Below are 12156 nucleotides of genomic sequence, written 5' to 3' on the forward strand. Positions count from 1 at the left end.
TTTTTGAATAACTCCTCTTTTTTTATCTCTATGTTATTAGTTCTCGAATAATTTACTTATTGGTTCATCATCGTAAATTCTCTTTATTGCTTCTGCAAATAAAGGAGCTACAGATATTGATTGGAACTTTTCTAAATCATCTCTTTCTGGTAATGGAATAGTATTTAACATAACTAATTCCTCTATAGCAGAACCATTTATTCTTTCGAAGGCAGGTCCTGATAATACTCCATGAGTACAACAAGCATAAACATGAGTTGCACCTAGGTCTTTTAACGCATTTGCAGCATTTGCTATAGTTCCAGCAGTATCAATCATATCATCGATTAAGATACATCTCTTTCCTTCAACATCTCCGATTATGTTCATTATTTCAGAAACATTAGCCTTTGGTCTTCTCTTATCAATTATAGCTATAGGAGCATGTAATTTATCTGCAAACTTTCTAGCTCTTGTAACACTTCCTAAGTCTGGAGATACAACAACTACGTCATCTTGATCTTCAAATCCTTTGTTAACGAAGTACTTAGCTAATATTGGTGAACCTAACATGTGATCAACTGGAATATTGAAATATCCTTGAATTTGAGCTGCATGTAAGTCCATAGTTAATACTCTATCTGCTCCAGCTGCAGTTAAAATGTCAGCAACTAATTTTGCTGTTATTGGATCTCTTGATTTTGCTTTTCTATCTTGTCTTGCATACCCATAATAAGGCATAACTGCTGTAATTCTTCCTGCAGATGCTCTCTTAAATGCATCTATCATTATTAAAAGTTCCATTAAGTTATTATTAACAGGAGAGCTTGTAGATTGTACTATAAATACATCACATCCTCTTACTGTTTCACTTATATCTACAGATATTTCTCCATCACTAAAAGTAGAAACTTTAGCTTTCCCTAGTGGAATACCTAGTAAATCAGCAATTTCTTTTGCTAATTCTGGGTGAGAATTTCCTGTAAATATCTTTATACTCTTTCCATGCGTTATCATAAGTATGAGAACCTCCTTAAAATTGCTTTACATAGTTTGTTTGTAAACAAATTAAATATATATTAATTTAAATTATTTCTTTAATAACCCTCTTTTTTCTACCCATCCTGGAATATTTCTTTGTTTTGCTCTTGCTACTGCAAGCTCCCCAGTCTTAACATCATCTGTTATAGTTGATCCAGCTGCGATATAAGTGTTATCCTCAACTTTAACTGGTGAAATTAAATTTGTATTACATCCAATAAAGCTATTATTTCCTATAATAGTTTTATTTTTATTTTTACCATCATAATTTACAGTAACCGTACCACAACCGAAGTTACAGCTTTCTCCAACTTCAGCATCTCCAACATATGTTAAGTGAGATACTTTAGTATTGTTACCAATTATCGATTTCTTTATTTCAACGAAATCTCCAATTCTTACATGACTACCTATAACTGAATCTGGACGAATATATGCAAATGGTCCAACAGTAGTATTATCACCTATCTTACTATCTAAAATAACTGAAGATTGAATTTCAACTTCATTTTCTATAGTACTATTATTAATTCTTGAATTTGGATATAATGTGCATCTTTCTCCTATAACTGTATTACCTTCTAATACGTTACCTGGATATACTATTGTATCTTTTCCTATAATAACGTCAGCACCAATATAAGTATTATTTGGATCTATTAACGTAACCCCATTATCCATATGCTTTGCATTTATTCTTTTTCTTAGTATAGCTTCAACCTGAGCTAATTGAGCTCTTGAGTTAACACCTAAAGTTTCTTCAAAATCTATAACTACAGCTCCAACTTTTTCTCCTTGAGATTTAAGTATTCCTATAACATCAGTTAAGTAATACTCTCCTTGAGAGTTATTGTTAGATAACTTATCTAAAGCTTCTAATAATTTTTCTATATCAAAGCAATATACTCCCGCATTCATCTCTGTAACTTTTAATTCTTCTTCGTTACAATCTTTATGCTCAACTATCTTTAATACTTCATTTCCATCTCTGATTATTCTTCCATAACCTGTCGCATCATCTAAAATTGAAGTTAAAAGAGTTGCTTTATTATTATTTGAATTATGTTCTTCAAATAAGCTAACTACTGTTTCTTCTGTAATTAATGGCGCATCTCCACAGAATATAGCAACTGTTCCCTTCTTATCTTTTAAGAAATCTATAGCACACTTTACTGCGTGTCCTGTTCCAAGTTGCTCTGCTTGAAGCGAGTAGCTTACTTCTCTTGATGAAGTCTTTTCCTTAACTAATTCTGAACCTTTACCTATTATTACATTGATATCTGAAATGTCAGCTTTTCTTAAAGTATCAATAACATGATTAACCATTTCTTTTCCACAAACTTTATGTAGAACCTTAGGTAAATCTGATTTTATTCTAGTCCCTTGCCCAGCTGCTAAGATTAAAGCACATTTATACATAAATTCACCTCTTTTATATAAATCAAGGACAAAATTTTAATTTTATCCAAAAACGTTCGTATGTATTCTTATATATTATATTTCATAAGAATAATTATTTCAACCTTTGCTAAAAGAATATATATCATTAATTTATCCAAAAAAATAAAAGGAGTTTCATCTCCTTTTATTTTTGCAATTATTCGTTTACAACATTGACATCTTCTTGCATAGCTTCTTCATAAGCTGCTAATATAGAAGATTGCATTTTTTCTCTTGTGTCAGTGTTTATAGGATGTGCGATATCCTTAAACTCTCCATCAGGTGTCTTTCTACTTGGCATTGCAATGAATAAACCATTTTGTCCTTCGATAACTTTAATATCATGGACAACAAATTCATTATCAAAAGTTACAGAAACTATAGCTTTCATTTTTCCTTCTGTAGCTATTTTTCTGATTCTAACGTCTGTGATTGTCACTTCACTTCACCTCCAGTTGCTTTATAATAGATATATTTCTATAAAAAGTTTTAAAACCCTTTTTTTTACTAAAATTTCTTATTTATCTAAAAGCAACTGTGGATTTTATATTATTTAATAAACTCTGATGGTTTTACATGTAGTTCTTCTGTATTCTCATCAAATTCTAATTCAATAAGTGCTATGTACTCACTAGCTCTCTTATTTTTTATACCTATATTATCAACTAACACACCTGTTCCTACTAATTCAGAATCAAATTCTTTTAAAAGGTCTTTTATTCCTTGAGCAGTTCCACCACCTCTTAAAAAGTCATCTATAAATACACATTTGCTTGATGGTTTCATTGACTTTTTAGCTAAGGACATTTGTTGAATTCTTCCGCTTGTTCCTGAAACATAATTTATAGTAACAGTTGGTCCTTCTGTTATTTTGTTATCTCTTCTTATTATAACTAACTCAATTCCTAAACATTTAGCAACTTCATAAGCTAATGGAATACCTTTAGTTTCTACAGTTACTATATAATCAATATTCATATCTTTAAAATATGAAGCTAAAATTACACCTGCTTTACTAATTATTTGAGGATTATACATTATATCTGTTAAGTAAACAAAATTTCCTGGTACTATTCTGCCTTCTTCTGTTAGTAAATCACATAATTCATTGCAAAATTCTAACTTACTTGCACTTCCCATATCTGGTATAAACTTTATTCCACCTGCTGCTCCTGAAATAGTTTCAATTTTACCCATCTCTAATTTTTCTAATAATTCTCTTACTATTACTATATCTTCACTTATTGTAGATTTAGCAGCATTTAAAAGTTCCGAAAATTTATTTAATCCAACAACTTTGTTAGGAGTCTCTGTCAATATCTTCGTAATGGCAACAACTCTATTGTTTCTACTTAATTTTTCCATAACCCTTTTCCTTCCTTTTTATTCAAAATCCGAATTATTCCAACCTCAATTCGCCCTAATATTCATATTCTATTCTATATTACTTCTATTATCAATAGTTTTAACTACTTAATTTTAAATAATTCTTACAATTATAATTGAATTTTATATTTATATCCATAATTTTTTTATATATTTATGAAAATTTGTGTTCAACTTCATAAATTTGTATATAATTATAAATGAAACTATTCTATTTAAAAGGAGTTGATATTTTGTCTTTTAATTTAAATACTGATAAAAACAAGAAAGTTCACTTCATCGGTATAGGCGGAGTAAGTATGAGTGGACTTGCTGCTGTTTTATTAACTAAAGGATATAAAGTTTCTGGTTCTGATGCAAAAGAATCTGAAGTGTTAAATAAATTAAGAAAATCTGGTGCTGAAATATACATAGGTCACAATAAAAACAACATTAAAAATGTGGATTTAATAGTATATACTGCTGCAATTCCTGCTAGTAATCCAGAAATAATAGAAGCAAAAGAAAAAAACATTGAACTAATGGATAGAGCCGAGTTCTTAGGATATATAATGAAAGGTCATAAATATAATGTAGCTGTAGCTGGTACTCACGGTAAAACTACAACTACTTCTATGCTTTCGCATATAACTTTAAATGCAAACCTTGACCCAACTATTTTAGTTGGTGGTGATGTTGACGCTATACATGGTAATTTTAAAATAGGTGAAAGTGAATATTTCATTACTGAAGCTTGTGAGTATAAGGCATCTTTCCTAAAATTCTTTCCTTACATAGGAATAATATTAAATATTGATGCAGATCACTTAGATTATTATAAAGATATAAATCATATAGAAGACACATTTAAAAAATTCTCTGACTTAATTCCATCAGATGGATATTTAGTTGGTTGTGCAGAAGATGCTAGAGTTATGGAAGTTTTAAATTATGCAAAATGTAATACTATAAGTTATGGTATAAATAAGGGTGATGTAACTGCACGTAATATAAAGTTCAATAATAGAGGTTGCGCAAGCTTTAGAGTATTTAAAGATGATACCTATCTTTTCGATATTGAATTAAATACAACAGGATCGCATAATATATTAAATGCATTAGCTAGTATTTGTACTTCTCTTATATTAAATATACCTCATGAATATATAGTTGAAGGTTTATTTGATTGTAAGGGAGCTCACAAACGTTTCGAGCATAAAGGTGAATTTAATGGGGCTACAATAATTGATGATTACGCTCATCATCCTGTAGAAATTGCTGCTACTTTATCAACAGCTAAGATTATTCCTCATAAAAAAATATATTGTGTTTTCCAACCACATACTTACACAAGAACTAAAACTCTTTTTGAAGAGTTTACTAATTGCTTTAAAGATTCAGATGAACTTATTTTAATGGACATATATGCTGCAAGAGAAAAAGATACTGGTCTTATTTCATCTGATCAATTAGGAGATGCAATTAGAGCAACTGGTTTAAATTGTATAAATCTTCATACTCATAAAGATGTTGCAGATTATCTTGCTTCAAAGGTTGAAAAAGACGATTTAATTCTTACTGTTGGAGCTGGAGATGTTGTTAAAGTAGGAGAACTTTTACTAAATAGATAAAAATTAAGAGGTGATTTTAATGGATTTATTAACTCAAATTAAAGCTTCTGCTGATTTCATATTAAGCAAAAGTAATTACAAACCTGAAATTGGACTAATACTTGGTTCTGGACTAGGATCTTTAGCTGATTCTATAGAAAACCCAGAATTCTATAATTACTCTGATATTCCTAATTTCCCTACTTCAACTGTTGAAGGCCATGCTGGAAGATTAGTTATAGGAACTTTAGGTGGAAAACAAGTTGTTGCAATGCAAGGTAGATTCCACTATTACGAAGGATATTCTATGGAAAAAATAACTTTTCCAGTAAGAGTTATGAAATTATTAGGAGTATCAAAGCTTATAGTAACTAACGCTTGTGGTGCTGTTAATAAAGATTTTAACGCTGGAGATTTAATGGTTATAACTGACCATATAAACTTCTCTGGTTCAAATCCTTTATTCGGACATAATTTAGATGAGTTTGGGCCAAGATTCCCAGATATGTCTGAGGCATATAACTTAGAATTAAGAAATAAGGTATTAAATGTAGGTAAAGAACTTGGAATAGATTTAAAACAAGGTGTATATGTAATGTTCTCAGGTCCAACTTATGAAACTCCAGCTGAAGTAAAATTCGCTAGAATTATGGGTGGAGATGCTGTTGGTATGTCTACTGTTCCTGAAGTTATAGTTGCAAATCACTGTGGAATCAAAACAGTTGGTATCTCATGCTTAACTAACATGGCTGCAGGTATTTTAGATCAACCTTTAAATCATGAAGAAGTTATCGAAACTTCTGCTAGAGTTAAAAATGACTTTATAAAATTAATGAATAGAGTTATTGAAGTAATTTAATACTTAAAAATATAACTTTCTAATAAAAAGTCGGCATAAAGCCGGCTTTTTCATCTTTTTTTCTCAATTTTGAAAGAAAATTTTTTTCATTTATTCTCATAACATTCCCCTTACTGAGCCTCTACTTTATATAACGAAATATTTATATTAATCTTACACTTTCCATATAAAAATTTTATCATAAAAAAATAAGAGCTAAGTTTAACTTAACTCTTATTATAATTAACTATCTTTTACATATTACCTAATTAACTATTGCCTATTTAAATTACAGTAATTTCTTTAGTAACTGAATTTAGAACTTCACATCCATCCTTTGTTACAAGAACTAAATCTTCAATTCTTACTCCTATATTATCTTTTAGGTATATACCAGGTTCTACAGAGAATATCATTCCAGCCTTTACTTCATCATGATTTACTGAACTTACATTACCAAAATCATGAACTTCAATTCCTATACTATGCCCTGTTCTGTGAGTAAAATATTCTCCATATCCAGCATCAGTTATTAAGTTTCTAGCAGCCTTATCTATATCTGAGAATTTAACTCCTTCTTTTATTATAGAAATAGCCTTTTCATTAGCATTTTTAACTATATTATAAATTTCAGCATGCTCTTTACTTGGTTCTTTCCCTATAAAGACTGTTCTAGTCATATCAGAGCAGTAGTTTTTATATCTTCCACCAATATCTAAAACTACACTATCTCCAACTTTAATCTTATCCTTACCTGTTCCATGATGAGGATCTGCTCCATTTGGACTAGTAGCTATTATTGGAGAGAATGAAAATCCTGATGCACCTTCTTCTTCATATATCTCTGATAAAAGATTAGCATAATATTTTTCAGAATTTCCTGGTTTTAAATTCTTCCAAAGCTTTAGCATAACGGCATCATTAATTTTAGAAGCTTCTTTCATTATTTGAATCTCTTCTGCATCTTTAATAGCTCTTAACATATCAATTATTGGTGATGAATTTGTAAATGTTTTAACTACATTTCTCTCCATTAAGTCAATTAAGAAAGTTGCACGAAGATCTTTATCTACACCTAAAACTTCCCCAGCCTTAACTATCTTAGCTAATCTATCTATTGGATTTTCAATATCATCGTACCAAACAATTTCTACACCTAAGTCTTCGTGTATAGGGAAAAGCTTATTTACTATAAATTTATGATTTCCATTAGCATCTAAATATAATGCTAAAAATCTCTCACCTGGATGAATCATTTTTCCTGTTAAGTAAAAAATAGATTCAGGCGATGTAACAAGTATTTGAGATAAATTATTTTTTTCCATTTGAACTAATACATTTTTAACTCTTGAATCTTTCATTTTTCATACCTTCCATTCATATTCCTATTTAATCATTTTAATTTATAAAAAAATGAGTTTCTTTAATAAATAATACTTCAAAATTTTTATAATATCTATAACTTTGAATTTATTCTTTTATTAATAAATTTGAATGTTATAATTATATTATTAGTAAATAGGAGGAAATAAATTTATGAAAATAGCTGCAATCTCAGACATTCACGGAAACTTATATGCACTTATGAAAGTGCTTGAAGATATAGATGAACAAAAAGTTGATAAGATAATCTGTCTTGGTGATTTAGTAGGATATGGACCACATCCTAATGAAGTAGTTGCTTTAATAAGAAGAAGAGAGATTCCATGTATAAAGGGTAATTACGATGCTTCTGTTGTAGATGGTGATTATACTTATATTAGAAATACAACTATAAATTCTTTTTCTTTACCTTGGGCTGTTAATGAAGTTAGAGTTTCTAATAAATACTATTTAGATTCTCTACCTCTTAAATTAGAATATTCTATTAATGGAGTTAATATAGTATTTACTCACGGAAGTCCTGAAAAAATAAATGAGTACTTATTTGAAAATGGAGAAAATACCGTTCAAGCAATGAACAACTTTACAGGTGATGTTTTAGTTTGTGCACATACCCACATACCTTCTTGCAAAAAATTTGATAATAAACTTTATATTAATGTAGGTAGTGTAGGAAAACCTAAAATTGGTCGCCCTAACTGCACTTATGCACTTATAGATATTTCTGATGACGGTGAAGTAAATGTTTCTATTAGAGAAATTGAATATGAATTCAAAAGAATAGTTAAGGATTGTGCTATGTTAAACTTCCCTAATTCAATAACTCACTCTTATGAAAGTGGCCAAGAATAACTTTTAGTACCGTTAGTTAAATAATTATATTTCTTTGATGTTTAGAAGTAATTTGCTTATTCAAAGAGATAAATATAGCCTTCAGCTAGTGTATATTCTAGCCGAAGGCTTTTTTATTAATTAAATTTATATTTTTCATTCTATGACTCTTTAAGTGTACCTACAACAGTTCCATTTTTTAACATATCCAAATTATTTGAATGACACCCTTCAAAGTATGCTGTTAAATCCTGTCCTGCCATTAAACCATAATGCATTCCACCTTGCCATTGTAGAATTTTTGTAAAGTCATATACGACTCCATTTACAGCTGCATAAACTGGCATTCCATTTTTACCATTATACTTGCTTAATTCCTGCTTAGTAAAAACCCTATCTCCTCTATTTTCTTCTTTTAACTTACCAACTACTCTTGCTTTCTTTATTAAATTTAACTTTTTACTATGACACTTATAATACTCTTCAGTTAATACTTGGCCTGCTAACATTCCATGATGTTGTCCATTTTTCCACTTATTTATTTTACTTACATCATAAATTATCCCATCTATAGCTATATAAGGCGGCTTTCCATCTTTCCCATTAAACTCAGAAAGCTCTTGCTCTGTAAGTATAATCTCCTCTCTTTCAATATTATGTTTCTCGTTACTCTTTTTCTTTCTTTTCCTATTTTCATTACTATCATTTTCTTTCTCTTCGATATTATTATCAATACACTCATCATTATAATCATTTTCATTATTCTCTTTAGTATTCTTAATATCCTTATCCTCTTTATGTTTCTTATTTTCTAAATGTTTGTTTATCTCATCACATATATTACTAATAGATTTAAGTATGTTATCTATAGATTCTTTAGGATAGTCTTGAATTGATATCTTTAGTCTATTTAGTTCTTCATATTTTTCTTGTAAAAAATCCTTCTTATTCATTACAACCTCCAATGAATACTCTATAAATATATATTATGAATTTAGGTTGCAAATGTTAGTAAAGTATTGTAAAATCGAATTATTAAAATTAAGGTAGAGTTTAATAAATCTAACTTATAACCTTAACACTAATTAAGATTTATTCATATAATTATATTAACTATGATGAGAAGAGTAACTTTTAAATGTAGTCTTAGCGAGTAAGGGATGGTGTAAGCCTTATACGAAGTTAAAAGCGAAGAACATCTCGGAGTTTCTAACCGAAAAAGCAATTGCTTGTGTAGGCTTAGACGGCTAAATACCGTTAATAATTTACTAAGTGGCCTTTTTAGGCAATTTGGGTGGTACCACGTAAGTAATCCTTTCGTCCCATATTTTATGGGAACGAGAGGTTTTTTATTTTATTTAATAATGTTACAAGGAGGTAAAATTTTATGAAAAACGAAGTTTTAGTTAAATCACTTTACAGAAATTCTGAAGAGTTTTTCTCTAAGGATATTGTTATATCTGGATGGATAAGAACTTTAAGAGCATCTAACGCATTTGGGTTTATAGAAGTAAACGATGGTAGTTTCTTCAAAAACGTTCAGGTAGTTTTTGATAATAATTTAGAAAACTTTAAAGAAGTATCAAAGCTTCCAATAAGTTCATCTATAAAAGTAATGGGTACTTTAGTTGCTACACCTGAGGCTAAACAACCTTTTGAAATACAAGCAAAAGAAGTAGTTATTGAAGGTATGTCTGATTCAGATTATCCACTACAAAAGAAAAGACATACATTTGAATATTTAAGAACAATAGCTCACTTAAGACCAAGAAGTAATGCTTTCTCTGCAGTATTCAGAGTACGTTCAGTAGCTGCTTATGCTATCCATAAGTTCTTCCAAGACCAAGGATTTGTTTATACAAACACTCCAATCTTAACAGGTAGTGACTGTGAAGGTGCTGGAGAAATGTTTAGAGTAAGTACTTTAGACTTAGATAACATTCCAAGAACTGAAGATGGAAAAATAAACTATAAGGAAGATTTCTTTGGAAAAGAAACTAACCTTACAGTTTCTGGTCAATTAAACGCTGAATGTTACGCTTTAGCATTTAGAAATGTTTATACTTTTGGACCAACTTTCAGAGCTGAAAATTCAAATACAGCTAGACACGCTGCTGAATTCTGGATGGTTGAACCTGAAATAGCTTTTGCTGACTTACAAGATGATATGGAGTTAGCTGAAGCAATGTTAAAATACGTAATCAAATACGTTATGGATGAATGTCCTGAAGAAATGGCATTCTTTAATCAGTTTATAGAAAAAGGACTATTAGATAAATTAAATCACATAGTATCTTCTGATTTCGGAAAAGTTACTTATACTGAAGCAGTTGAAATGTTAAAGAATTGTGGTAAGACTTTCGAATATCCAGTTGAATGGGGAATTGACCTTCAAACTGAACATGAAAGATATTTAACTGAAGAAATATTCAAAAGACCAGTATTCGTTACTGACTATCCAAAAGACATTAAGGCATTCTATATGAGACTTAACGATGATGGAAAAACTGTTGCAGCAACTGACTGTTTAGTTCCTGGAATAGGAGAAATCATCGGTGGAAGCCAAAGAGAAGAAAGACTTGATGTATTAAAGGCTAGAATGGCTGAATTAAATCTTAAAGAGGAAGATTACTGGTGGTATTTAGAGCTTAGAAAATACGGAGAAACTAAGCATGCTGGATTTGGTCTTGGATTTGAAAGATTAATAATGTACATCACTGGTATGTCTAACATAAGAGACGTAATTCCATTCCCAAGAACAACTGGTCAATCAGACTTCTAAAAAAATAGAGCCCTAAAAGGGTTCTATTTTTTTAACTTTTTTTATTTTTTTACAAATATGTTGTATATAAATTCTAATTTAAGTCCATACTTATAATGTAATAACAACTTGCATTTAATGCAGGTCCCATCCCCCCATTATTAATGAAAAAGCGCGCAAGCGCTTTTTTTGTGTTCTTTTATAATAATCCATCTAAAAACTTAGTTATTAAGCAAATTCTAATATTCTAAAATAGATATTTTGTCTCTAAATAAGCTCTCTTTTACATCTATTATTCTTTGATTACTAGACCCTCTAAATCTAAGTCCATCCTCCTTTTTATCCAATTGAAATTTTCCATCTACTAATACATCAATATTTTCAAGCAATTCTCTAACTTCATTATCATTTTCCATCTTTTCTAATAGACTCTCAAATGTATATCCTGTATAACACCATATATTTAATCCAGCATCTTTAAAAGCCTTAGCCATATATGCAAATTTATCTGCTTGTTCTAAAGGGTCTCCTCCACTAAAAGTTACACCTTTTATCATTTTATTTTTTAATACATCTTCTATAAGCTCATCCATATTTCTTACTTCTCCACCTGAAAAGTCATGTGTTTCTGGATTAAAACAACCTTCACAATTATGTTTACAACCTTGTGAAAAAAATACTCTTCTCATTCCCGGTCCATTTACTAAACTTTCATAAGCAATACCTGATAATCTTACTTCCTTTACCAATATAACCACCTCATATATCATTAAACCTATTTATTCTTAGCTAATTAATATATCTGCAAAACTCTTCAACAACTTTTATCGTAGATACAGTTTCACCTAAATCTATTATTAACTTTATCTACGACACTCATAACCTCCCTATCTTAATTTTAAAATATA

Annotated in this window: 11 protein-coding genes and 1 other annotated feature; of the genes, 4 read left to right on the forward strand and 7 right to left on the reverse strand. The window is 29.7% G+C overall.

Annotated elements, in window-relative coordinates:
• Window positions 1–36: 36 nt before the first annotated feature.
• From ARA56_RS06815 to purR, 4 genes are all read right to left on the reverse strand, one after another.
• Window positions 37–996, reverse strand: coding sequence for a ribose-phosphate diphosphokinase (locus tag ARA56_RS06815; RefSeq protein ID WP_055265065.1), 960 nt, complete (start codon window positions 994–996; stop codon window positions 37–39).
• A 72-nt stretch (window positions 997–1068) separates the two neighbouring features.
• Window positions 1069–2439 carry a bifunctional UDP-N-acetylglucosamine diphosphorylase/glucosamine-1-phosphate N-acetyltransferase GlmU gene (gene glmU / locus ARA56_RS06820; protein WP_055265067.1) on the reverse strand — a complete coding sequence of 457 codons (1371 nt, stop codon included), beginning with the start codon at window positions 2437–2439 and terminating at the stop codon, window positions 1069–1071.
• A gap of 178 nt (window positions 2440–2617) precedes the next feature.
• Window positions 2618–2899 carry a septation regulator SpoVG gene (gene spoVG, locus ARA56_RS06825; RefSeq protein WP_055265069.1) on the reverse strand — a complete coding sequence of 94 codons (282 nt, stop codon included), beginning with the start codon at window positions 2897–2899 and terminating at the stop codon, window positions 2618–2620.
• Between the two features lie 110 nt (window positions 2900–3009).
• The gene (gene purR / locus ARA56_RS06830; protein ID WP_055265071.1) at window positions 3010–3825 is read right to left on the reverse strand and encodes a pur operon repressor; all 816 of its coding nucleotides are present in this window, start codon (window positions 3823–3825) and stop codon (window positions 3010–3012) included.
• Window positions 3826–4079: 254 nt separating this feature from the next.
• Between purR and murC the strand changes: the two genes are divergently transcribed.
• Window positions 4080–5456, forward strand: a complete 1377-nt coding sequence (murC, locus tag ARA56_RS06835) for a UDP-N-acetylmuramate--L-alanine ligase (RefSeq protein ID WP_055265073.1) — start codon at window positions 4080–4082, stop codon at window positions 5454–5456.
• A gap of 19 nt (window positions 5457–5475) precedes the next feature.
• A complete protein-coding gene (locus ARA56_RS06840; RefSeq protein WP_055265075.1) occupies window positions 5476–6294 on the forward strand; it encodes a purine-nucleoside phosphorylase in 819 nt (272 codons plus the stop codon).
• A gap of 263 nt (window positions 6295–6557) precedes the next feature.
• Here the strand turns inward: ARA56_RS06840 and ARA56_RS06845 are convergent, their stop codons facing one another.
• Window positions 6558–7634, reverse strand: a complete 1077-nt coding sequence (locus ARA56_RS06845) for a M24 family metallopeptidase (RefSeq protein ID WP_055265077.1) — start codon at window positions 7632–7634, stop codon at window positions 6558–6560.
• A 175-nt stretch (window positions 7635–7809) separates the two neighbouring features.
• Here ARA56_RS06845 and ARA56_RS06850 point away from each other — a divergent pair, with 175 nt between their 5' ends.
• A complete protein-coding gene (locus tag ARA56_RS06850; RefSeq protein WP_055265079.1) occupies window positions 7810–8508 on the forward strand; it encodes a metallophosphoesterase family protein in 699 nt (232 codons plus the stop codon).
• Window positions 8509–8648: 140 nt separating this feature from the next.
• Here the strand turns inward: ARA56_RS06850 and ARA56_RS06855 are convergent, their stop codons facing one another.
• Window positions 8649–9440 (reverse strand): cytochrome b5 domain-containing protein, encoded by a 792-nt coding sequence (locus tag ARA56_RS06855; protein ID WP_055265081.1) that lies wholly within the window; start codon window positions 9438–9440, stop codon window positions 8649–8651.
• Window positions 9441–9593: 153 nt separating this feature from the next.
• Window positions 9594–9815: a binding site (T-box leader), on the forward strand.
• Between the two features lie 59 nt (window positions 9816–9874).
• On the opposite strand from ARA56_RS06855, the gene asnS reads away from it, so the two are divergent.
• The gene (gene asnS, locus ARA56_RS06860) at window positions 9875–11269 is read left to right on the forward strand and encodes an asparagine--tRNA ligase (protein ID WP_055265083.1); all 1395 of its coding nucleotides are present in this window, start codon (window positions 9875–9877) and stop codon (window positions 11267–11269) included.
• A gap of 218 nt (window positions 11270–11487) precedes the next feature.
• Here the strand turns inward: asnS and nrdG are convergent, their stop codons facing one another.
• The gene (nrdG, locus tag ARA56_RS06865) at window positions 11488–11997 is read right to left on the reverse strand and encodes an anaerobic ribonucleoside-triphosphate reductase activating protein (RefSeq protein ID WP_055265085.1); all 510 of its coding nucleotides are present in this window, start codon (window positions 11995–11997) and stop codon (window positions 11488–11490) included.
• Window positions 11998–12156: the final 159 nt, after the last annotated feature.

Origin of the sequence: Clostridium disporicum, from assembly GCF_001405015.1 — a bacterium.
In the GTDB taxonomy this organism is placed as follows: Bacteria; Bacillota; Clostridia; order Clostridiales; family Clostridiaceae; genus Clostridium; species Clostridium disporicum_B.

What these genes read in the sequence shown, in the direction of transcription:
- ARA56_RS06815 (WP_055265065.1), bottom strand. Translation starts at nt 996, where the DNA reads ATGATAACGCATGGAAAGAGTATAAAGATATTTACAGGAAATTCTCAC.
- ARA56_RS06850 (WP_055265079.1), top strand. Translation starts at nt 7,810, where the DNA reads ATGAAAATAGCTGCAATCTCAGACATTCACGGAAACTTATATGCACTT.
- glmU (WP_055265067.1), bottom strand. Translation starts at nt 2,439, where the DNA reads ATGTATAAATGTGCTTTAATCTTAGCAGCTGGGCAAGGGACTAGAATA.
- purR (WP_055265071.1), bottom strand. Translation starts at nt 3,825, where the DNA reads ATGGAAAAATTAAGTAGAAACAATAGAGTTGTTGCCATTACGAAGATA.
- asnS (WP_055265083.1), top strand. Translation starts at nt 9,875, where the DNA reads ATGAAAAACGAAGTTTTAGTTAAATCACTTTACAGAAATTCTGAAGAG.
- ARA56_RS06855 (WP_055265081.1), bottom strand. Translation starts at nt 9,440, where the DNA reads ATGAATAAGAAGGATTTTTTACAAGAAAAATATGAAGAACTAAATAGA.
- ARA56_RS06845 (WP_055265077.1), bottom strand. Translation starts at nt 7,634, where the DNA reads ATGAAAGATTCAAGAGTTAAAAATGTATTAGTTCAAATGGAAAAAAAT.
- ARA56_RS06840 (WP_055265075.1), top strand. Translation starts at nt 5,476, where the DNA reads ATGGATTTATTAACTCAAATTAAAGCTTCTGCTGATTTCATATTAAGC.